Source organism: Mesorhizobium sp. 2RAF45, from assembly GCF_052115225.1.
GTDB classification, from domain to species: Bacteria; Pseudomonadota; Alphaproteobacteria; order Rhizobiales; family Rhizobiaceae; genus Mesorhizobium; species Mesorhizobium jarvisii.
On the sequence record NZ_JBFRGG010000004.1, the window covers coordinates 66,570 to 88,326 of the forward strand.

At 64.2% G+C, this 21,757-nt stretch carries 21 protein-coding genes and 1 riboswitch; of the genes, 12 read left to right on the top strand and 9 right to left on the bottom strand.

All coding sequences use genetic code 11. The annotated features are described in order from the left end of the window. Positions 1–110: 110 nt before the first annotated feature. Positions 111–944, bottom strand: a complete 834-nt coding sequence (locus tag AB4Z43_RS13305; protein WP_064985081.1) for an AraC family transcriptional regulator — start codon at positions 942–944, stop codon at positions 111–113. Positions 945–1,160: 216 nt separating this feature from the next. On the opposite strand from AB4Z43_RS13305, the gene AB4Z43_RS13310 reads away from it, so the two are divergent. From AB4Z43_RS13310 to AB4Z43_RS13325, 4 genes are all read left to right on the top strand, one after another. Then, on the top strand, positions 1,161–2,189 hold the full coding sequence (locus AB4Z43_RS13310; RefSeq protein WP_038646046.1) for a LacI family DNA-binding transcriptional regulator: 1,029 nt from the start codon (positions 1,161–1,163) through the stop codon (positions 2,187–2,189). Beyond that, the gene (locus tag AB4Z43_RS13315) at positions 2,186–3,703 is read left to right on the top strand and encodes a sugar ABC transporter ATP-binding protein (RefSeq protein WP_064984857.1); all 1,518 of its coding nucleotides are present in this window, start codon (positions 2,186–2,188) and stop codon (positions 3,701–3,703) included. The genes AB4Z43_RS13310 and AB4Z43_RS13315 overlap by 4 nt, the downstream gene beginning before the upstream one ends. Continuing rightward, positions 3,703–4,758 carry an ABC transporter permease gene (locus tag AB4Z43_RS13320; RefSeq protein ID WP_019857445.1) on the top strand — a complete coding sequence of 352 codons (1,056 nt, stop codon included), beginning with the start codon at positions 3,703–3,705 and terminating at the stop codon, positions 4,756–4,758. Before AB4Z43_RS13315 ends, AB4Z43_RS13320 begins: the two co-directional genes overlap by 1 nt. A gap of 69 nt (positions 4,759–4,827) precedes the next feature. After that, positions 4,828–5,817: a substrate-binding domain-containing protein gene (locus AB4Z43_RS13325; RefSeq protein ID WP_027046704.1), complete on the top strand. Its 990-nt coding sequence runs from the start codon at positions 4,828–4,830 to the stop codon at positions 5,815–5,817. Between the two features lie 127 nt (positions 5,818–5,944). Here the strand turns inward: AB4Z43_RS13325 and AB4Z43_RS13330 are convergent, their stop codons facing one another. Next, positions 5,945–6,904 (bottom strand): DMT family transporter, encoded by a 960-nt coding sequence (locus AB4Z43_RS13330; protein ID WP_038646060.1) that lies wholly within the window; start codon positions 6,902–6,904, stop codon positions 5,945–5,947. Positions 6,905–7,191: 287 nt separating this feature from the next. On the opposite strand from AB4Z43_RS13330, the gene AB4Z43_RS13335 reads away from it, so the two are divergent. The 5 genes from AB4Z43_RS13335 (at position 7,192) to AB4Z43_RS13355 (ending at position 11,573) form a co-directional block, all read left to right on the top strand. Further along, positions 7,192–7,839 carry a class I SAM-dependent methyltransferase gene (locus AB4Z43_RS13335; RefSeq protein ID WP_019857448.1) on the top strand — a complete coding sequence of 216 codons (648 nt, stop codon included), beginning with the start codon at positions 7,192–7,194 and terminating at the stop codon, positions 7,837–7,839. 209 nt (positions 7,840–8,048) lie between these two features. Then, positions 8,049–8,254: riboswitch (cobalamin riboswitch) on the top strand. Positions 8,255–8,276: 22 nt separating this feature from the next. Further along, entirely contained in the window at positions 8,277–8,744 is a 468-nt protein-coding gene (locus tag AB4Z43_RS13340; RefSeq protein WP_223217749.1) for a DUF1636 family protein, read from the top strand. Beyond that, positions 8,741–9,529, top strand: coding sequence for an ABC transporter ATP-binding protein (locus AB4Z43_RS13345; RefSeq protein WP_064984854.1), 789 nt, complete (start codon positions 8,741–8,743; stop codon positions 9,527–9,529). Before AB4Z43_RS13340 ends, AB4Z43_RS13345 begins: the two co-directional genes overlap by 4 nt. A gap of 47 nt (positions 9,530–9,576) precedes the next feature. Further along, entirely contained in the window at positions 9,577–10,524 is a 948-nt protein-coding gene (locus AB4Z43_RS13350) for an ABC transporter substrate-binding protein (protein ID WP_064984853.1), read from the top strand. Beyond that, the gene (locus AB4Z43_RS13355) at positions 10,524–11,573 is read left to right on the top strand and encodes a FecCD family ABC transporter permease (RefSeq protein ID WP_064984851.1); all 1,050 of its coding nucleotides are present in this window, start codon (positions 10,524–10,526) and stop codon (positions 11,571–11,573) included. Before AB4Z43_RS13350 ends, AB4Z43_RS13355 begins: the two co-directional genes overlap by 1 nt. 19 nt (positions 11,574–11,592) lie before the next feature. Here the strand turns inward: AB4Z43_RS13355 and AB4Z43_RS13360 are convergent, their stop codons facing one another. Genes AB4Z43_RS13360 through AB4Z43_RS13385 form a run of 6 tightly spaced genes read right to left on the bottom strand, consistent with a single transcriptional unit; the run spans position 11,593 to position 17,445 of the window. Next, positions 11,593–12,528 (bottom strand): phosphatidate cytidylyltransferase, encoded by a 936-nt coding sequence (locus tag AB4Z43_RS13360; RefSeq protein ID WP_019857453.1) that lies wholly within the window; start codon positions 12,526–12,528, stop codon positions 11,593–11,595. Then, a complete protein-coding gene (locus AB4Z43_RS13365; RefSeq protein ID WP_019857454.1) occupies positions 12,528–13,190 on the bottom strand; it encodes a lysophospholipid acyltransferase family protein in 663 nt (220 codons plus the stop codon). Before AB4Z43_RS13365 ends, AB4Z43_RS13360 begins: the two co-directional genes overlap by 1 nt. Continuing rightward, entirely contained in the window at positions 13,187–13,630 is a 444-nt protein-coding gene (locus AB4Z43_RS13370; RefSeq protein WP_019857455.1) for a hypothetical protein, read from the bottom strand. Before AB4Z43_RS13370 ends, AB4Z43_RS13365 begins: the two co-directional genes overlap by 4 nt. Continuing rightward, positions 13,627–14,967, bottom strand: coding sequence for a phosphatase PAP2/dual specificity phosphatase family protein (locus AB4Z43_RS13375; RefSeq protein ID WP_441937852.1), 1,341 nt, complete (start codon positions 14,965–14,967; stop codon positions 13,627–13,629). Before AB4Z43_RS13375 ends, AB4Z43_RS13370 begins: the two co-directional genes overlap by 4 nt. Before the next feature lie 13 nt (positions 14,968–14,980). Beyond that, positions 14,981–16,765, bottom strand: a complete 1,785-nt coding sequence (locus tag AB4Z43_RS13380; RefSeq protein ID WP_441937854.1) for a bifunctional alpha/beta hydrolase/class I SAM-dependent methyltransferase — start codon at positions 16,763–16,765, stop codon at positions 14,981–14,983. Positions 16,766–16,800: 35 nt separating this feature from the next. Further along, positions 16,801–17,445, bottom strand: coding sequence for a CDP-alcohol phosphatidyltransferase family protein (locus AB4Z43_RS13385; RefSeq protein WP_223217748.1), 645 nt, complete (start codon positions 17,443–17,445; stop codon positions 16,801–16,803). A 182-nt stretch (positions 17,446–17,627) separates the two neighbouring features. Here AB4Z43_RS13385 and AB4Z43_RS13390 point away from each other — a divergent pair, with 182 nt between their 5' ends. The 3 genes from AB4Z43_RS13390 to AB4Z43_RS13400 all read left to right on the top strand — a co-directional run bounded on the left by AB4Z43_RS13390 (position 17,628) and on the right by AB4Z43_RS13400 (position 21,112). Next, positions 17,628–18,101 carry a MarR family winged helix-turn-helix transcriptional regulator gene (locus AB4Z43_RS13390; protein ID WP_019857459.1) on the top strand — a complete coding sequence of 158 codons (474 nt, stop codon included), beginning with the start codon at positions 17,628–17,630 and terminating at the stop codon, positions 18,099–18,101. After that, positions 18,098–19,276, top strand: a complete 1,179-nt coding sequence (locus tag AB4Z43_RS13395) for an HlyD family secretion protein (protein WP_441937857.1) — start codon at positions 18,098–18,100, stop codon at positions 19,274–19,276. Before AB4Z43_RS13390 ends, AB4Z43_RS13395 begins: the two co-directional genes overlap by 4 nt. Before the next feature lie 300 nt (positions 19,277–19,576). Continuing rightward, complete coding sequence (locus tag AB4Z43_RS13400) at positions 19,577–21,112, top strand: DHA2 family efflux MFS transporter permease subunit (RefSeq protein WP_019857461.1); 1,536 nt, start codon at positions 19,577–19,579, stop codon at positions 21,110–21,112. A 96-nt stretch (positions 21,113–21,208) separates the two neighbouring features. Here the strand turns inward: AB4Z43_RS13400 and AB4Z43_RS13405 are convergent, their stop codons facing one another. Next, positions 21,209–21,724, bottom strand: coding sequence for a CAP domain-containing protein (locus tag AB4Z43_RS13405; RefSeq protein WP_069091884.1), 516 nt, complete (start codon positions 21,722–21,724; stop codon positions 21,209–21,211). Positions 21,725–21,757 lie beyond the last annotated feature (33 nt).

A 21,757-nucleotide genomic window follows, 5' to 3' on the forward strand; every position in this document is an offset into this window, starting at 1 on the left:
TGCTCGATACCAGAGCAATTCCAGGAAAAGTGTGAAGCGGTTTTCCGTCCGGAATTGCTCCAAAACAAGAGTTAGAGCGGTTCGCCGTTTCCGTGAAACGGTGAAACGCTCTAGGACTTGACCGGTATCCAGATCTCCAGCCCGCCATTGCCGCTGCGCGGATCGAACTCCGGCCCATAGCGTTCGAATTCCGGCGCGTCCGCTATTTCGTGCCCGGAGGCCGGCAGCCATTTGTTCCAGATCGTGTTGACGGTGCGGCGGATGGTCGAAATGTGCTCGCGATGCGAAAACACCGCATATTTCTGCGCCGGTATGCGCACGCGGCTGAATTCCCTGGGAAGGTCGGAAAAGTCTGTGACCTCGACACCGGCGATGTAGTCGAAATTGCCGGCATCGTCGCCGTTGACGCAGACGCCATAGGCGACGTCACCGGTCTCGCCCGGAATGTTGCCGATATAGGGGCCGAAGCGCTGCCATTGCATGGGAATGGCGGCGCTGGTCTCGCAGCTGTAGCGTTCGCCCAGCCCCGCGATCAGGAACGGCCGGCTGGTCTCGAAGCGCGGTGGCTCGAGCTTGGCAAGAAAGGACTGGTCCATCAGGATCGGCTCCACGAGGTCGAGGGTCTTGGTCGAGCCTTGCGCGCGCACCAGCTCCGGCGTCGTGCCGAACTGGTCGCGGAAGGCCCGGGTGAAGGCCTCATGCGAGTTGTAGCCGGCATCGAGCGCCACCGAGAGGATGTCGGGCGCCCCGTCGGCCAGCCTGCGCGCCGCCTCGGTCAAGCGCCGTGCGCGCGCATAACCCATGACAGAGCGGCCGGTGGCGGCGCCGAAGGCGCGCGTCACATGAAAGCGCGACACGCCGCTGCTTGCCGCGACATCGTCGAGCGAGATCGCCTCCGGCAGATGGCTCTCGACAAACCACAGCGCTTTCTCGGTCGGGTTCATGGCTTCTCGCATTTGGCCGGACCATCTTGCCGCTTTCTTGCGTGACAATTTGATCGAAATTGCGCAGCGCGCGAATTTGGTCGAACAAAGCCATCGAATCGATTGCGCAAACGTTTCGATGACATTATGGTCCATCGAAATCCGCCAAAGCCAATGAGAGCGGACTGGAACGCATCATCAGGGAGGAGCGCTTGCCAGCACTCCATTTGAGTCGCCATGCCGACAATGGCTGAGGTCGCGCGCCGCGCCGGCGTATCGGTTTCGACCGTCTCGCATGTCATCAACCGCACCCGCTTCGTCTCGCCGGAGAAGGCCCGGCTCATCAACGACGCAATCGCCGCGATGGGCTACCAGCCCAACGAGCTGGCACGGTCGCTGAAAGTCGCCTCGACCAACAGCGTCGGCCTGGCGATCTCGGCGATTTCCAACCCTTATTTCACCGATATCATCTGTGCGGTGGAGGCCGAATGCGCGCGCCTCGGCCTCATGGTCTTCCTCTCCGACACGCAGGAGGACCCCGACCGCGAGCTTTCGGTGGTGCGCGCCTTCCACCAGCGTCGCGTCGACGGCGTAATCCTGGCGCCGTCGGGCGCGCCGCAGCGCGCCATCGATTACCTGGCCGAGAAGAAGCTGCCCTGCGTGCTCATCGATCGTTTCGCCGACGAGCGTTTCGACCAGATCGGTGTCGAGAACCAGTCATCGATGCGCGCGCTGATCGATCATGTCGCCGCCTTCGGCCACAAGCGCATCGGCTACATCGCCGGCCAGCCGGGTCTGGCGACGACCCGCGAACGCGTCGAGGCCTTTCGCGCCTCGCTGGTCGCCAATGGACTTGAATGCCTGCCGCACTATGTCTCGCCGGAGAATGTCGACACGGCGAGCGCGACCGCAGCGACCCATGCGATCCTGTCTCTGCCATCGCCGCCCACCGCATTGGTCACGGGCAACAACATGACGACCATCGGGGCAGTTCGCGCCATCCGCGAGAGGGGGCTCTCTATCCCCGGCGACCTGTCGCTCGCCGGCTTCGACGACTTCGAATGGGCCGATTGCTTCGAGCCGCGGCTGACACTGGTCGCGCAACCTTGCACCGAGATCGGACGGCAGGCGGCCGCCCTGCTGTGCGCTCGCATTGCATCGACCGACCTGGAGCCGCAGGCGGTGCGGCTGCGGGCGGCGCTGCAGGTGCGGGAGTCCTGCGCGAGGCCGGCCCCCCATGAGGTCAGCCCCATGAGGTCGGCATGAGCGCGCCGCTGCTTTCCGTCACCGGTGCGGTCAAGCGCTTCGGCGGCGTCCAGGCGCTGCGCGGCGTCGACTTCGACCTCAAGGCGGGCGAGATCCATGCGTTGCTTGGCGAAAACGGCGCCGGTAAATCGACGCTGATGAACCTGTTGTCGGGCGTCTACACGCCGGACGAGGGCACCATCCACATCGACGGCAAGCAGGTAGCCTTCAACAACCCGCGCGAGGCGCAGGCGGCCGGCATCGCCACCATCTTCCAGGAACTCGACCTGGTGCCGACACTCGACGTCGCCGCCAACCTTTTCCTTGGCCGCGAGTTGATGCGGCCCGGTGGTTTCCTCGACGTGCCGGCAATGCGCAGCGAGGCGCGCAAGCGTCTCGAAGCCATCGAATTGGCCATCGATCCGGCCAGCATGGTGGCGAACCTGTCGATCGGCCAGCGCCAGGTCGTGGCCATCGTCAAGGCGCTGTCCTACGCCTCGCGCGTGCTGATCATGGACGAGCCGACGGCCGCACTCACGGTAGGTGAGGTCGACAGGCTGTTCGACATCATGCGCAAGCTCGCCGCCAGCGGCGTCGGCATCGTCTACATCTCGCATCGCCTCGAGGAGGTACCGCAGATCGCCGACCGGGTGACGGTCATGCGCGACGGTCGCGTCGCGGGCGTCACCGAGCCGCACGCGCCGCAGGCCGAACTGGTCCGGCTTCTGGTCGGCCGGCCGCTGGATGAGCTTTATCCCGAACGGTCGACGAAGGCCGGCAAGACACTGCTCAGCTTGCGTGATGCCAGCTTCAGGCTCGCCCATGAAAGCGCCGGCTGGCAGCCGCCGAGCGGCGTCTCGCTCGACGTCAAGGCGGGCGAGATCGTCGGGTTGGCCGGCATCATGGGGGCAGGGCGCACCGAACTGCTCAGCGCGCTCTATGGCACCGGCCTGTCCGGCCGTTGGGAAGGCGAGGTTGCTATAAATGGCCGGCCTGTAAGGCTGGATTCGATCAGGGCGGCCCGCGCGGCCGGCATCGCCTTCGTCACCGACGATCGGCGCGGCAGCGGGCTGATGCTCAGAATGGCGGTGGGCCTCAACCTGGTCATGTCGGTGATCCGCCGCATCTCGCCCTTCGGCCTGATGTCGCAGCGCCGCCAGGCGGATGCGGTGAAGCAGTCCTTCGGCCAGTTCGATATCAGGCCGAAGAATCCCGACATCGCCGTCGGCGCGCTGTCCGGCGGCAACCAGCAGAAGGTGGTGCTGGCCAAGGAGATTCTCGGCAATCCCCGGCTGCTGCTGCTCGACGAACCGACCCGCGGCGTCGATGTCGGTGCCAAGGGCGAGATCTACGCGCGGCTGAGGCAGTTGGCGGCGCAGGGGCTCGGAATATTGGTCGCGTCCAGCGAGATGCCGGAGCTCATCGGCCTGTGCGACCGGATCGTGGTGCTGCGCCAAGGGCGCAACGTGGCGGAATTCATCGGCGGCGTCGACGAGCACACGGTGCTTGACGCGGCAAATGGCAGGGAGGCCTGATGTCTGAACAGAAGATTTCGGTGACAGCGAGCCCCGCTGTGCCGGCGGCAGCGCCCAAGCATCGCGATCCGCTCGCCCTTGTGGTGCGCTTCCAGAGCCTGATCGGCCTGGTGGTGGTGGCGATCGGCGGCATCATCTTCTCGCCGCGCCGGCACGGCCAGATCCTGTTCCTCGATCCCGACAACATCGCCAACATCGTGCGCGCCGTGTCGGAAACCGGCATCATCGCCATTGGCATGACCTTCGTCATCATCACCGCCGGCATCGACCTGTCGGTTGGCGCGGTGCTCGGCCTGTCCAGCGTCGTCACCGCGTCGATGATGATCTCGGGTGGATTCGGGCTCATTCCCACCATCCTCGCCGTGCTCGTCATGGGCATCGTCTTCGGCGCCATCCAGGGCACTATCTCCACCCGCTTTCGGCTGGAGCCGTTCATCGTCACGCTTGCTGGCTTGCAGGCGGCGCGCGGCCTGGCGCTGGTCGTCTCGGGCAACCAGTACATCAACATTTCCTATGGCGACGGGCCGGGCCTGGCACCGCCTGTGTTTGCGATCCTCGGAGAGCGGCTGTTCAACAACACCGTGCCGGTCGCCACCATCGTCTTCATCGTCTTTGCCGCGATCGCAACGATCGTGCTCAACACGACGCGCTTCGGCCGCTATGTCTTTGCCGTTGGCGGCAACGAGCGCGCGGCGCGCATTTCCGGCGTGCCCGTTTCGATGGTGAAGATCTCGGTCTATGCCATCACCGGTTTTGCTTCGGCTCTGGCCGGCATCGTGCACGCCGGCCAGTTCAATTTCGGCAGCGCCAATGACGGCATGGGCTACGAACTGACAGCCATCGCCGCCGTGGTCATCGGCGGCACAAGCCTGTTTGGCGGCGCCGGCTCGATGGTCGGCACCGTGGCCGGCACCATCATGCTGGGCGCGCTCGCCAACATCCTGCAGCTCAACAACATCACGCCGGCAATGCAGTTACTCGCGACCGCCGCGATCATCGTGCTGGCGGCAGTGCTTCAATCCCTCGTTCGCCGCCGCGAGGGTTTGGGTCGTTAGGAGGAAGGCGGCAACAAAGTCGAAGTCAACCAAGGTCTGGCCCCCGGCCCGACGAGGAGGAGAGTGAGTATGAAGACCACAAGACAAGGAACGAGGCGCACGCTTCACGCCGTGCTTCTGGCAGGCGCGGGCCTGTGCATTGCGGGATCCGCCCAGGCTGCAGACCCGATGGTCAAGGCCTGCGCCAAGGACGGCCAGTTCATCATCGGCTTTTCGCAGGCCAACAATGCCGAGCCCTATCGTCAGCACGTCAATGACGAGCTGACCGCGGCGGCCAAGGCCGTGCCGGGCTTCACGCTGCAGATCGCCGACGGCGCCGGCAACGTCAACACGCAGACCTCGCAGGTCGACAATTTCATCACCCAGAAGGTCGATCTGCTGCTGATCTCGCCCTTCGAGGCGGCACCGCTGACGCCGGCGGTGAAACGCGCCATGGATGCCGGCATCCCGGTCATCGAGCTCGACCGCAAGACGGTCGGCGATCCCGGCAAGGACTACACCGCCTTCATCGGCGGCGACAATTACAAGATCGCGCTCGAGGCCGGCAAATACACCGCCAAGACCTTGCTGCCGGATGGCGGCGAGGCGGCGGTGCTGGAAGGCTTGCCGAGCTCGACGCCGGCGGTTGAGCGGCTGAACGGCTTCAAGGACGGCGTCAAGGAGAATGCCAAGATCCAGGTCGTCGCCGAGCAGGCCGCCGACTGGGTGCCGGACAAAGCCCAGACCGCCTTTGCCGCCATGCTGCAGGCGCATCCCGACATCAAGGTGCTCTATGCCTCCAACGACATGATGGCGGCCGGCGCGCTGCTTGCCGCCAAGGGAGCTGGCAAGGACGTCAAGATCATCGGCACCGACGGCCTGCCCGGACCGGCCGGCGGCATCGAGGCCGTCGCAAAAGGCGACTGGGCGGCGACCTTCACCTATCCGACGGGCGCCAAGGAAGCGATCGAGATGTCGAAGAAGATCCTGCTCGACTGCGCGACTTCGGTGGAACCAACGGTGACGGTGGAAACGACCGCGATCACGGCGGAGAACGCCAAGCAACTGATGGGGAAGTGAGGGCCGGAGAGCCCGGCATTGAACTTGATGCGCAAGGCCCCGGAAGGGGCCTTGTTCGTTTTGGGAGGGCCTGCCGAAGAATGGCAACTTCATGGCGCACTTCGGTCATTCGCGCGGCTATAGATTTCTACGCCACGCGTGGTTGAGCTGGCCTGGGTTTGACCACGGTGGCGAGTATGATGCCGGCGACAATGAAGGCCGCACCGACCAGATCGTAATCGTGCAATTCCTCGCCGAGCAGCAGATAGGCAAGCATGGCGACGAACACCGTCTGCAGGTAGAGCAGCATGCTCGCCCGACTCGCGCCGAGTGTTTCCACGCTTTTGTTGTAGAGATAGTACATCAAGGCGCCGCCGGGTCCTGCCAGATAGGCGAGCGCGAGAATGCTGTGGACGTCCATGGCGGAGCGTGCGTCGTTGAACAATTCCCACAAATGGAAAGGCAACGCGACCAGCGCACCGGCGCCGAGCAGCAGCACGACCATCGGCAGGAGTTCGATGCCGAATTTGGCACGGCGCAAAAGCACGGTGTACAGGCCCCAGCAGAACGCGCTGCCGACGATCCACAACTCGCCGGCGTTGAACTCGAGTTGCAGCAGCGCCGTCAGGTTCCCGTGGGCAACGATGAAAATCATTCCGGCGAGCGCAACCAGCGCGCCAAGCGACTTCCACAATCCGAGCGGTTCGCCAAGCACGAAACGCGCGAGCACCATCGTCATGACAGGCGAAAGCGCCATGATGATGCCGGCCGTGGTGGCGTTGGTGTCGTTGAGGCCATGGTAGATCATACCCTGGCATAGGGTGAGGCCGATCGCCCCTACGGCGACGACCTCCAAGGCGCGAGTTCGCAAAAGCCCAATCATGGCGTCGTGATGACGGTGCACAATCGGCAGTAGGATGGCGCAGGCAAGCGTCAGCCGCCAAAAGCAGAGGCCCCAGGGCGGCATTTCAGGCGCCACCCATTTGGCCGCGATATAGACACCAGCCGAAAGCAGCCAGCACAGGATGGCGGCCGGATAGCCGGTCAAGGAGGATATGGGGCCGACCGCGGGTTGCGCGGCTTGATGCGCTATCGGCATTGCCTGCATGTCATGTCCTCCCCTTCGATGACGTCTGCCGACGGGGTAACATAACCTGCGTCGTTGGGTCATGCATCCGTTTTGAAGGGTGAGGTCGCGTACGCTTTTACTTTGGTATCGGGAGGTCGCGTGTCAGCTTTTCGCGTTGCATAGCCTGGCAGTGGCGGTTGGCAGTCGACCCAAATGTGACATTTAGTTCTGGTCGCGCTCCTGCCAGAATTTGGCATCCCGCCCCAACTGCTTACCTTGCGTTCAACTCCGCCATATAAGCATTCGAAATCCCGGGGGCGCCGCGAATGCTAGACAACTACAACCTCGACCGCTTCGGCGTGATCCACCAGATCGACGCCACGCCGATCACATACGACAAGCAATACATTTCCTATTACGAGGATCTGAGCGACCGGACCATCAAGCTCGGCTATCAGCGGCTTGGCTGGGTGCTGGGGATCACCGGTGAGATACCGCGGTCCGTGTTGGAGATTGGCTATGGCACCGGCACCTTCATTGAGGCCGCCAAGATTACCGGGGTTGCCGACTGTGCCGGCTGCGACATCACCAAATTTCCGCTGCCCGAGGGCGTCCGCTTTGTCGATTGGGACGAGGCGCTCGCCGGCTCGTGGGATCTCGTCGCCATGTTCGACGTGCTCGAGCACATTCCGGATCTGGGTTTCCTCGCCCGCCTTCAGACCCGCCACCTGGCCATCGCCGTCCCTTATTGCCGCTGGCGTGAACTCGGCGCCGATGGCGATGCGTGGTTCCGGACGTGGCGCATGCGTCTGCCCAACGAGCACCTGCACCATTTCGACCGTGACTCGCTGGTGGCGCTCCTCGCGCATTACGGCTTCGAATGCGTGACGCTGAATTGCTTTGAAGACGGGATCAGACTGCGGCCAGGCGAAGCGGGTCCAAATATTCTGTCAGGCTTTTTTAGAAAGCTGTAGCGCCGGTTTCCCTCGGCGACCGCGGCCAGGTGTCATGCCTCCTGCCTGGTGACCACTCGCGGCTGAAAACCGAGGTACCGCCGAAGACTTATTGCGCGAGGACAGGGGTTGACATCGTCGAGAAATATCGCTTCAAAGTAATGTTATTACATATTCTACGCAGCGCAGCGACATCGCAAAAAACCCATTGCGATGCGATCGATGGAAATCTACGGTGGGTGCGTGATGGTCCCCGCGCCGAAAGGCAAGGGGTGAAAAGGGAACACGGTGAGACCCGCAGAGGTCGAGACCGTGGCTGCCCCCGCAACTGTAAGCGGTGAGCAAGATCCGACGTGCCACTGGCCGGCAAGGCTGGGAAGGCAGGATTGCGCTGAGACCCGCGAGCCAGGAGACCTGCCATCACCGAGTTGACCGGACGGGGTGTGCCGGGAGGAGACGTGGACGTCGGTCTTGTCGTCCGGCTCGCCAGCATCCTTCCGTCGCTAGTTTTGGAAAGTGACGGAAAGTTGGACGGCGCCATCGATCATCGCATCATCGTGTGCACGCTTTGCCGTGACATCCCGACCGGCATCAGGTCGGGCGAAAGCCTGTGTGCCGATCTGCGCTCCCGGCTCGCGGCCTGCCAGGAACCCGCTGTGGCGCATGGCTTCACGATCGAAGGCGTCGAATGCATGGCGGGCTGTGCGCGGCCGCTGACCGTGGCCTTCCAGGCGCCAGGCAAGGCTTCCTATCTCTTCGGCTGCATCGACGCCGAGGCCGACGCCGGCGATCTCGTGCGATTTGCCAGGCTTTACGCCTCGCTTGCCGACGGCTGGTGCAATTCCGGACAGCGTCCGCCGCGGCTGCCGGGCAAGACGCTGGCTCGTATTCCCGGACCGGCCAAGGTTGAGGGCAACAGCCGATGACAACGCCGCTTCTCGAAGCCCGCGAACTCTGCGCGACGGCGAATGGCCGCGACCTGGTCCACGCCGTCAGCCTGTCGGTGGCCACAGGCGATCGCCTTGCCATCATCGGCCCCAATGGCGCCGGCAAGACCACGCTGCTGCGCATGCTGTCGGGCATGCTCAGGCCAAGTTCCGGCGAGGTGAAGCTTGGCGGGCGCCGCCTGGACAGGATCTCGACCGCCGAGCGGGCCCTGCACGTCGCCGTTGTCGGCCAGACCGACCAGCCGGACCCGCGGCTGGCGGTGATCGACTATGTCGAGCTCGGCCGCGTCCCGCATGCCGGACTAAGGCGCAGGAGCGAGGAGCGCGACATCGTCGTCGACGCGTTGCGCCGGACCGGCCTGTTGCCGCTGCTTGGCCGCAGCATAGGCTCGCTGTCGGGCGGTGAACGCCAGCGCGCCCAGCTGGCGCGCGCCATCGCGCAGCAACCGAAAGTGCTGTTCCTCGACGAGCCGACCAACCATCTCGATCCGCGCGCCCGCGGCGAGCTGCTCGAGCTCGTGGCCGGCTTCGGCATGACGGTGATCGCGGTGCTGCACGATCTGGCTTTGGTGGCGCCCTTCGCCACCAGGGTTGCGGTGATGAACGAAGCGCGGCTGCATGCGCTGGCCGCGCCGCGCGAGGCGCTGACCCAAAAGCTGATCCGCGAGATTTTCGGCGTCGACGTGTTTCGCCTGCGCCATCCGACCGAAGACCGCGAACTGACAGTCTTCGATGTTCCGAACCGCTCCGCGCCGCCATCCTGATCGACCCCATCCCTGATCCGACATTGTTCAACCAAGGAGCAAAATCCGTGAAACGTCTCGCCCTGTCGCTCGTCATCTCGCTGCTGGCTTCGTCAGCCTTCGCCTTCCCGGTCACCGTCGACAGCTGCGGCAAGCCGCTGACCTTCGACGCGCCGCCCAAACGCGCCGTCATCCATGATCTCAACATGGCCGAGATGGCCTTCGCGCTGAAGCTGCAGCCGTCGATCGTCGGCCTGACCGGCATCACCGGATGGTACAAGGTCGGCCCCGAATTCAAGGCCGAGCAGGGTTCTATTCCCGAACTGGCGCCCAAATACCCGACGCTGGAAAACCTCGTCGCCGTCGAGCCCGATTTCTTCTTCGCCGGCTGGTACTATGGCATGAAGCCGGGCGGCGACGTGACGCCAGACACGCTCGCCCCGCACGGCATCAAGACGCTGGTGCTGACCGAAAGCTGCGTCCATCTCGACAAGAACCGTCCGGCTGCCTCGATGGATCTGCTCTATGGCGATGTCGAAAAGCTGGGCAAGATCTTCGGCAAGGAGACCGAAGCCAAAAAACTTGTTGCCGGCTGGAAGGCGCAGCTCGCTGATATCACTGCCAAGGTCGGCGGCGCAAAGGGGACGCGGGTGTTCCTTTATGATTCAGGTGAGGACAAGCCGTTCACCGCCGGAAAATTCGCCATTCCGAGCGCCATGATCACGGCGGCGGGCGGCGACAACATCATGGCCGACATGGACACCAGCTGGGGCAACACGGATTGGGAAACCGTGGCGTCGCGCAATCCGCAATTCCTCATCCTGCTCGATTACCAGGATGGCGGCGGCTACAAGAAACTGCTCGACTTCCTCAAGGCGCACCCGGCGATGAAGGAGACGGACGCGGTCAAGAACGAGCGCTTCGTGGCGCTCCGCTATGCCGAACTGACGCCCGGCCCGGCAAACATCGAGGCGATCGGCAAGATCGCCAAGGCGATGCATCCGGAAGCGTTCTGATGCTTCTTGCCCCTGGGCATAAATCCGGAGCGCTTTCAGGGCACAAGGCGTTCGCGCTGGCGATAGTGGCGGGCACGGTAGCGGTCGTCGCCCTCGTGCTGCTGTCGATCGCCTATGGTTCGACACTGATCCCGCTGACCGACGTCATCGCCTCGCTTGGCCATGCCGTCGGATTGAACGAGCACCAGGTGTCTGGCCCGGTCGGCAAGATCGTCGTCGATCTCAGGCTGCCGCGCACGATCCTGGCGGTCTGTGTCGGCGGCGGCCTCGGCATAACAGGCGCCTTGCTGCAGACGGTGACCCGCAACGATCTTGCCGATCCCTTCCTGTTCGGCCTGTCGTCGGGGGCGGCGGCCGGTGCTGTTTCCGTCATAACCGTCTTTGGTGACAGTTTTGGCATCTGGACCTTGCCGGTCGCGGCCTTCACCGGCGGCATACTGGCCGCCTGCATCGTCCTGCTGCTGGTCGCGCGGGTGCGGGGTCAGGGGCCGGAACGGCTGATCCTCGCCGGCCTTGCCGTTTCCTTCCTGTTCACGGCCTTGACCAACTATCTGGTTTTTGCCGGCGACCAGCGCGCCGCCCATTCGGTGCTGTTCTGGACGATGGGCGGGCTCGGGCTGGCGCGCTGGGACAATGTCTGGCTGGGCGCATTGGGCGCCGGCACGATTGCTGCCTATGGGCTGTGGAACCACCGCAGGCTGGACGCCTTCCTAGCGGGTGAAAGCGCCGCCGAAAGCCTTGGCGTGCCGGTGGCGCGGATGCGTAGGACGACGTTTCTCGTTGCCGCCTTTTCGACGGCAATTCTCGTCTCGGTCGCCGGCGTCATCGGCTTTGTCGGGCTTATGATCCCGCATTTGTCGCGGCCGCTGGCCGGTCCCTTGCATCTGCGGCTGATCGCCAGCTGTGCGCTGTTCGGGGCGGTGCTGTTGCTGGCAAGCGATCTTCTGGCGCGAACCCTGCTGCCGCCGCAGGAACTGCCGATCGGCATCATCACCAGTTCGCTCGGCGCCTTCTTCGTCGTCACGCTGGTCGTGCGAAACCGGCTCTGACGGCTCAGAGCTTGCCGTCTCAGACTGTCCAGAAGTAGCGCACGATGTGAAAGAAGATCGGGGCAGCGAAGACCAGGCTGTCGGTACGGTCCATCATGCCGCCATGGCCTTCGATGAGATGGCCCCAATCCTTGACACCCTGGTCGCGCTTGATGGCCGAGGCGACCAGCCCACCCAGAAACCCCATCGAACAGACGACGAAGGCGACACACGCCGCCTGCAGGGGCGTGAATGGCGTCACGAACGACAGCAGAGCGCCGAGCAGGCTCGCCGATACCACTCCGCCGATCAGGCCCTCCCAGGTTTTCGACGGCGATACGGTCGGCGAAAACCGGTGTTTTCCGAACAGCTTGCCGAAGATGTATTGCAGCACGTCGCTGCCTTGCACGACGATGATCAGGAAGGCGATCAGCAGCAAATTGCGGCCTTCGAAGCCCGGCACGTCGAGCGTCAGCAGTGCTGGAACATGGCTGACGCAATAGACGGAGATCATCACCGCCCATTGCTGCGCGGCGATCCGCTCGAGAAAGCGTTCGGTGTCGCCATGCAACGCAGTGATGGCCGGCATCAGCAGGAAGCAGTAGACCGGAATGAAGATGACGAAGAGCCCGTACCAGGCGGTCCAGACCAGCCAGTACTGAAACGGGATGATGATGCCGAACATGCCGAGCAGCACCCAATGGTCGCTCCGGCTCGTGTGCGTCAGCGTCACGAATTCGCGCAGCGAGGCGAAGGAAATCAGCGCGAACAGGATGGTCAGGCCGTACCGGCCGAAGAAAAAGGCGACCGTCATCAGCGCGACCATCACCCACCAGGCATTGATGCGTTGGGTGAGATTGACCAGAGTCGAACTGAGTGGTTTCGGCGCCCGTGCCGAAAGTATAGCGGCCACGATGCTGGCGGTCGTCAGCACCGCCAGCAGGCCGATGATCAGGATCGAGATGTCGTGGCGCATCAATCGTCTCGTTCGGGACGCGGGTTGAGCGCTAGAAGCGTGGCGTGGGCTCGGTCGAGAAAGGCGCGCCGCTCTTCGCCGGGGGCCACCGCCACCGGTGCGCCGAAGACGACGCGGCACAAAAGCGGGACCGGCAGGAACTGGCCCTTGGGCAATACGCGCGACATGTTCTCGATCCAGCACGGGATCAGCTCGACCTGAGGCCGTGCCATCGACAAATTGTAGAGCCCGGAGCGGAAAGGCAGCAGCGGCTCATCCGTCATGTTGCGGGTGCCTTCGGGAAACAGGATCAGCGAGTGTCCCTGGTCGAGAACCGACAGCATGATCTCGATCGGGTTTTCCTCAGGCTTCGTCCATTGCCGGTTGATGAGCACGGATGACAGCATGTCTTCTGCGATGAAGCGGCGCAGCCGCGATTTTCCCCAATATTCGCCGGCAGCCACGGCATGGGTGATCGCGCGCTCTTTTTCGTTGAGGCACGCCGACAAAAGGATGAAGTCGCCATGGCTCGTGTGATTGGCGAAATAGATGCGTTGCTTGTCCGACGGCAGACTGCCATTCCAGATCGGACGCACGCCGGTTACCGCCCAGGCCAGCGCCGAGAGGCCGACGGAGGTCACAGTCTGCAGCAGGGTGAAGGTCGTGAGCGAGAGCTTGTTCATCGCGGCGCCCAAAATCCGGCCGCCAGAAGCATCGCGACGAACAGGCCAAGGGCTATGCGTTGCCTGGTCAGCAGCCGGCGCGTGCCGGCCATGCGTTCGTCGAGCGAACGTGGGGAAGGTGGCAGCAGCTTCAGGCGCATGCGCGCCAGCATGTCGTCCACCGCGGCGCCGGCGGAAGACATGTCGTCATGGCTGGCCATCAGCCGGAACAGCAGCGCGTCGAATGCCAGCAGCGCCGACAGCGCCAGCACGGCAACCGCGCTGACGGCAGCGAGCGACAGCGCCACGGCGGCGGGCAAGGTCTCGAAGGCGCCGCGCGCCCGGGCGGCCAAGGGCGCCAGCATGTTTGCGGCCAGAACGATTGCGGCCGGCCACGCGGCCTGCCGCATCAGCATGCCGGCGAAGCGATCGGTGCTTTGCTGATAGGCATTGCCGGTCATGATGCCGCCCGCTCCGTTGCCTCGACAAGATGAACAGGCCGGCCGGCGGCGCTCAGCATCTCGCGAGCCCGGGCCGGCGTCCTGGCTCTGCCGGTCACCACCAGCCATTCGGCGACGACGCCGGCGCTGCGCTGGAAACCGAGCGCGCAGCAGACAAGCACCGTGCCGTCGCGGCGCGCTTTCTCCAGCGCGCCGGCTGCCTGTTGCTGCACCATCAACGGCGGCGGCAACAGGTCGACCATCGGAAAGGCGATCCAGCGGCAAGTCGCTCCCGCCGGCCTTTCAAGTTCGGCGGCGAGGTCGATGACCGTGCCGAAGCCGTTGGCCTCGCTTGCGGTGGGAAAACGCCCGAGAAAGACGCTGTCGGCAACCGCCACCTGCGGAGCAAGATTTCGCGTCCAGGCCCATATGTTTGTCCTGGCGCCAAGACGGTACGGCAGGAGCAGGAGGCGGCATGCAAGCGTGATGCTGCCATCCGCGGATTTCTGGAACACTTTCGAACCGGCCCCGGCATAGGCAAGCGCGACGATGGCCAGCGCCAAGGCTGGCCAAAGCAGGAAGAGCGCTACGGCTGAAAAGAACGCGCCGAACGCGGCGGCGGCCAGCGCAAGGACGGCGCCCAGTGCATAGAACAGTGCCAGCCGGCGGGCTTTCGCATTGCTGGTCGGCAGGGCACCTGAAAACGGCAATTCGCCGTTGCGCGGAAACAGCCAGAGCGCGAAAAAACCGAGCAGCGCGCCGGTCGGGATGTCGATGAAATGATGCTGCCAGGTCGTCAGCACCGAGGCGCCGATCAGGAAGCACCAGCCGTGCCAGAGCGGCAGGAGAAGGCGACCGAGGCGGTGGCGCCAATGGTCCCAGATGATCACCAGCAGGGCGATGTGCAGCGAGGGCGCCTGGTTGAACGGTTTGTCGAAGCCGCCAAGCACGGCAAACATGAAGCCCGGCAGGCCGGTCGTTTCCGGCCGCACGAACGTCGCGGTCAGCGGGAACAGGATGAAGCAGGTGACGGCGACGAGTTGCGCTGTGAGATAGCGGCCGGCCAGGCGGTCGACCCCTTGCCGGTTGTCGTTAAGGAGCAGCGACAGGCCGTAGAACAGGTTGATCGACCAGTAGGGCACGATGGTCCAGGCGACGAACGGGATGCTGTGTTCCCAGGAGAACACGATGCTGCCGACGTCGTCGCGCCGCGACGCCAGCCAGTTGGCCAAGCCATAGGTCAGGTAGAAGAACGGCGCCAGGAACGCCAGCCACAATGCGGCCCTGACGATCACACGGCCATAGGGTTCGGCGGCGACGATGGCTGCGGATTGCGAAGCTTCAGGGTCAGTCGGCATGCCTCGGCGGGTCCTACAGGCGCCGTGCGACCGAGACGGTGAAGATGCCCCATTGGTCGATGCGTTGATCGAGCTTCTCGAAGCCGGCGGCTTCGACGAGCTGGTCCATCTCACCTTGCGTGCGCCGGCGCATGACCCATGCTTGGCCGCCGCGATGGGACGTCAGGCTGCGCGCGATCATCTCGAGCTGCGGATGCCAGGGCTGGTTGGTGTAGATGAGCAGACTGCCCGGCTGCATGGCGCGGGCCAGTCCGCCAAGCGAGCGGGCGATCATCGCATTGTCCGAGAACAGTTCGTAGAGGCCGGAAACGATGGCGAGGTCCGGCGCCGGATCGATAGCGGCGAGCATCTCGGCATCGAAAGCGTCGGCGCGCCGGAACGAGACGCTGGCCGGCAATTGCCGCTCGGCGATCAGCTTGCGGCCAAGCCCGACATTGAGGTCGGAATAATCCTGCAGGCGCACGCTTGCCGGCTGATCGGGGCTCTTGACGATCGCATCGAGAACATAGCGGCCGTGGCCGGCGGCGATGTCGAGAATGTGGGCGGCGCGGCCGGCGGCCTTGAGTGTCGATAGCGCGGTGCCGATCAGTTCTTCCAGATGCAGCTTGCGCTGGCGGATGCCGCGCCAGCCTATGGCCTCCAGGAAGACGCGGTCCACGAAGCGGCCAAGCGGCGTCAGCCCTCGTGCCTCGTTTTCATAGACATAGTCCAGCGTCGAGCCGGAATCGAAGCCGGTGGTGACACCGGCCTTCATGCCCGACGAAACCCAGGCGCCCATGCGGATGGAGGCGCGGCTGAATGCCCAATAAAGGCCCCTGGGCGACAACAGATCCAGTGGCGAGGCAAGCCGGTCGGCCTCGTCGCGCGTGTATCCGGCAATATCCGCCTGCTTGAGGTCAACGGGCGCGTCCGGCGTCGTGAACTGCCTGGTCAGGAACGGCCGGATCAGGTCGAGGGCCTGTGCCCGGTCGCGCTCGCCCAGCGTGTCGTGGAAGAAGCCCGGCAACACGTGGCGTTCCTTGGTCCGGCTGCCGAGATTGACGAAGAATTCGTGCTGCGGGGCGTGGCGCACCACCCAGTCGCTTCCCGAAAGCAGAAGTTGCGTCGGCACGGTCATGGCGCGGGCGTCCGAAACGATGCGAGCGGCGTGCTGGTAGAGTTCGACCAGGATGTTGGAGGCGATCGGCCGCGTGATCAGCGGGTCGCTCTCGAAAGTGGCGATGCGCACGGGATCGTGGGTCAGGAATTTCGCCTTGACGTAGGAGTTGACGAAAAAACGGCCCTTGAGCTTCTGCCAGAGCGCGATGCCCTCCTTGGCGAAGGGCACGTAGAGCTTGACCGAAAAGGCCGGCGAGGCCAGCACCATGGCGCGCAGTTTCGGCGCATAGTCGTGCACCCAGGCGGCGGCAAGCACGGCGCCGAAGGACTGCGCGATCAGCGCGATGTCCTGCGTTGCGAAGCCGTCCCTGGCGGCCATCTCGCGCATGAAGCAGTCGATGTCGCGCACCAGCGCCGAGAAGGACGGAGCATAGCCGCGTTCACCGGACGAACGGCCATTGCCGCGGGCATCCCAGGCATAGAAGGCATGATCCGGCATCTGCAGTTCGTCGACGAGATGGGCCATGCGGCCGCCATGCTCATGGCCGCGATGGAAGAGCACCACAGCGCCCTTGGCATCGGCGGAGGCCGCCGGCCAGAACCGGTAAAAGATTTCCGTTCCGTCATGGCTGTGGAAGACACGCTCTTGTGCCTGCCGCGCAGGGCTTTCCGCAACCGCTGCAATTGGTCCGTGCATCATCGTCTTCCCCTCTGGCGGCATCGCGAGCCCGGTGCTCAGCTGGCGCTGCCAATAAGACCGGCGCGTATCCGGTTTATGGCGGTCAGCAGCGAAAGCGTTGCCATGGCCGGAAACACAAAAGGCGCGATGGATACCGGCCACAGCCCGGCAGCGCACAGGACCGCCACCACGCTCAGTGCCAGCGCCCTGTCGCTCTTGCCGAACGGACCGGCATAGTTGCGCCCGATCCCGGCGGCGATGCCGAGCACGCCGGCGAACTCGGCCAGCACCGCGGCGATGGCGAAGGCGATGACGCCCCATGCGCTGAACAGCGGAAAGACCGCGAAAGGCAGGGTGAGTGCCAGGTCCGAAACGACATCGCAAATCTCGTTCAGATACATGCCGAGCGTCGAAGCCTGGCCATGTTCGCGTGCCAGCATGCCATCCACCGCATTGAGCGCCATGCGCACGAACAGCACCACGGGAATGAGTAGCAGCAGCCAGCGCCATTCGTGCAGGATCGCGATGGCCGCTCCAGCCACGATCGACATCAGGGCCGCCAGGATGGTGATGCTGTTTGCGGTGACGCCGTTCGCCGCCAGCTGGCTGACCAGCGGCCGCAGTCTTCCCTGGAAAGCCGGCTTGAGCGCGTAAAGCGTCGGCATGGCGTCGATCCCCCGATCCTGACCTGCGCTGTACATGAATATGTCATACGCGACCAGCGGCTGCAGCGCCCAAAACGGCGACTCTCACTGCCCGGCTGCCGCGCATCGGTTGCTGAGGCGTCGACCAATCGTCGACGGTCGGTGTGGGCATGCACATTTGCCGGCTTCTGAACGACACGGTGCTTGAATAGTGAGCACGCTTATTATATATATCGCTCATGGTTTCTGATGGCATCGACAGATTGGGATTTTTGATCCACGACGTGCAGCGCCTGATGCGCAAGCGTTTCGAGACGCGCGCCAGCGGGCTCGGCCTGTCGTCGGCGCAATGGCGCCTGATGGTGCGTGTCGCCAAGGAGGAGGGCGTCACCCAGGCCCGGCTCGCGGAATTGCTCGAAATCGAGCCGATCAGTGTCTCGCGCCTCGTCGACCGGATGGAGGAGGGCGGCTGGATCGAACGCCGCGCCGACGCTGCCGACCGCCGCGTGCGCATGATCTTCCCGACGGCCAAGGCGAGCGCCGCCTATGCGGAGGTCAAGAGCCTGGCCGGCGAAGTCTATGAGGAATCGCTCGTCGGCGTTTCGCCGGAGGACCGTCGCGTGCTGATCAGGGCGCTCGATGCGATGGCGCAGAATCTCGCCGACGGCGATACCTCGGAAAAAGTCGAGCCTACGAAAGGCGCAGCAGCATGAACGCGGTAGCCAAAGTCGACGAAAACGCCGCCAAGGTGGAGATGGAAGCGCCGGCCCAGCCGGCCGCCGCTCCTGTCGCGGTCGCTCCTCCCGTGCAGCCGGTCCCGGCGCCGAAGAAGAAGCGCCGCATGGGCCGCTTCTTCCTGATGCTTGTCTTGCCGGCGGCGCTGGTTATCGGTGGCGGCTATGTCTGGGTGACCGGCGGCCGCTATCAGGAGACGGAGAACGCCAATCTGCAGCAGGCCAAGGTGTCGATCGCCTCCGACACGGCCGGCCGCATCGTCCAGGTTGCCATAACAGACCATCAGATGGTCAAGCAGGGCGACCTTCTGTTCACCATCGATCCCGAGCCTTACCGGATCGCGCTTGCCCAGGCCGACGCCGCGGTTGCCGCCGCGCGCCTCAATGTCGAGCAACTGCGCGCCGCCTACAGCCAGTCGATGGCGCAGGAGAAGTCCGCCAGCAGCGAGGTCGACTACGCCCAGTCGCAGTACGACCGCGCCGCCGATCTCGCGCAGAAGGGCATCAACGCCAAATCGTCTCTGGACGAGGCCCGCAACGACCTCGACAAGGCAAAGCAGCAGGTCGCCGTCGCCCAGCAGGGCATCATCAGCGCCAAGGCCGCGCTCGGCGGCAATCCCGATATCGAAACCGACAAGCTTCCGACCGTAATGGCCGCGCTCGCCGCGCGCGACAAGGCCGCCTACGACCTGGCGCGGACCACGGTGAAGGCGCCCGCGGATGGCGTCATCTCCCAGGCCTCGTCCTTCAAGGTCGGCCAGTTCGTCGGCTCCGGCACGCCGCTGTTTTCGCTGGTCGAGACCGACGACACCTGGATCGATGCCAATTTCAAGGAAACCCAGCTCACCAACATGAAGCCGGGCCAGAAGGCTGAGATCGTCGTCGATACCTATCCGGGCAAGACCTTCGAGGCGACGGTCAAGGCGATCGGTGCGGGAACGGGCGCAGAATTCTCGCTGCTGCCCGCCCAGAACGCCACCGGCAACTGGGTCAAGGTCACGCAACGCATCCCGGTGCGACTGGAACTGACCGATCCCGACGCCAAGATGGCGCTGCGGACCGGCATGAGCGCCTCGGTCACCGTCGATACCGGCGTTGCCCGCGGCTTTCCCGCCATATTCGGCCACGCCACGGCTGGCGAGGTCGTGCAGTAAGTCCGCGGCGCCTGGCAGGTGGCGGCGGACAGCCAAGGATTGGTCTGGGGGGAGGAGTGAGAAGGATCAGCGTTTGGTTCAAGCCGCGTCGCGGCCTGGCTGAAATCTGAAATCTTCGACACGGACCCTTCGGTCCTCATGTTTCCGGGCGGCAGGCATCCGCTCATCAGAGACTTTCGGTCGATGTAACCCCCACATCGATAACCGCGTCCCACCGCGAAGAAGGTCTCTCAACGGAAGGCTTTGCCGCCCGGAAACCCCTGTGTACACGTTTTTGTTACCGGCTGGAAGTTCCGCATCATGAGCACGCCAGAACCATTTCGAGAAGTGCCGCATCGCGGCCTGATCACGGTTGCGCTCATGCTGGCGACGATCATGCAGGCGCTCGACACCACCATCGCCAATGTCGCCCTGCCGACCATGACGGGCGACCTCGGCGCTTCCCCGGACAACATCAACTGGGTGCTGACCTCCTATATCGTCGCCGCCGCCATCATGACGCCGGTCACCGGCTGGCTCGCCGACCGCTTCGGCCGCAAGGAATTGTTCCTGACGGCGGTGGTCGGCTTCACCATCTTCTCCATGCTGTGCGGCCTGGCATGGAGCCTTGAAACTATTGTGCTGTTCCGGCTGCTGCAAGGCGTGTTCGGCGCCGCCATCGTGCCGCTGTCGCAGACATTCCTGCTCGACATCAATCCCAAGGAGCGCCACGGCCAGGCCATGGCCATCTGGGGCGCCGGCATCATGCTGGGACCGATCCTGGGGCCGACGCTGGGCGGCTGGCTGACCGAGAATTTCAACTGGCGCTGGGTGTTCTTCATAAATCTGCCGGTCGGCATCGTCGCCTTCCTCGGCATGGCGGCCTATCTGCCGGCCGTTGCCCGGCGGGTGCGCAGCTTCGACTTCTTCGGCTTTGCCATGATATCGCTCGGCGTCGGCGCGCTGCAGCTGATGCTGGATCGCGGCGGCGAGGTCGACTGGTTTTCCTCGGTCGAGATATGGATCGAACTCGGCTTGGCCATCACCGGCTTCTGGGTGTTCATCATTCACACGATGACCGCGGACCATCCTTTCATTGATCCGAAGATTTTTCTCGACCAGAATTTCGTGACCGGGCTGGCGTTCATCTTCGTCATGGGTGTGCTCATCCTGGCCTCGATGTCGCTGCTGCCACCGATGCTTTCGACCATCTTCGGCTATCCGACCATCACCATCGGCATCGTCATCGGTCCGCGTGGTATCGGCACGATGATCTCGATGCTCGTCGTCGGGCGGATCATGGGAAAGATCGACGCCAGGATTCTCGTCGTCATCGGTTTTCTGCTGACCGCGCAGTCGCTCTACACCATGGCGAGCTTCACCCCGCAGATGGATAACTGGCTGATCATCAGCTCCGGCGTGATCCAGGGCCTGGGCATGGGAATGGTGTTCGTGCCGCTGTCGACGGTCGCCTTCGCCACGCTTGACGCACGCTACCGCACCGACGCAACCGCGCTCTTCAGCCTGGTGCGCAATCTCGGCTCATCGATAGGCGTCTCGGTCGTGACGGTGCTCTTGGTGCGCAACACGCAAATCAATCACGCCGAGCTTTCGGCCTTCATCAACCCGTTCAATCCCAATCTCTGGGCCGTCTCGCCGGCGGCCGCGGGCGGCGATCCGATGGCGCTGTCGGAGGTCGATCGCATGGTCAATCTCCAGGCGATGATGATCTCCTACGTCAACGACTTCAAAATACTGATGGTGATGACGCTGGCCGCCATTCCGTTCGTCTTCCTGCTGCGCAAGCCAAAGGCTGGTCCGGCCGGCGGCGGCGCACCTGCGGCGCATATGGACTGAGCAGGCGGCGGCGGGCGGTCCGCCTGCCGTCAATATGGATTGGGATTGGCGTGCCGGTTGGTGCTGGCGAATAGCCGAAACGGCCCCAGCAAGACGCTACCTGCCGAGTACCAGCGACCAATAGCGCAGGTTGGGATCACGCCCGTCGCGGACATAGGCGAGGCCGAAGCGGCTGAAATCCTGATCGAGTATGTTGCGCCGGTGGCCCTGCGAATGCATCCAGATGTCGAACAGTTTTTGCTGGTCGAAGCGGCCTTCGGCGATGTTCTCGGCCGCGGCGCCCCGCACGCCATTGTCCTTCATGCGCGATGCGAAATCCTTGCCCCAGCCCGTGGTGTGGCTCATGCGCTCGCGCGCTGCCATATAGCCGGCCTGTTGCAGCGCCGCCTGTTCGAGCTGGGCGTCCGGCGCCAGCGGGCCGAGCCCGGCTGAGGCGCGCAAGCCCGACAGAGTAGCCGTGGCGGAGGAAGAGACGCCTGCGCCTTCGCCCGTCGGTACAGAGACGGTGCTGCAGGCGGAAAGCGCGGCAATGGCTGCAAGGCCGGCGACCTTGAGCAACGTGCGCCTGTTCGGAGGCGGGATTGGCGAGTTTGCAGTTTTCGCGATTGTCATGCCCAACTGACATAGTGGCGATCATGGCTTTTG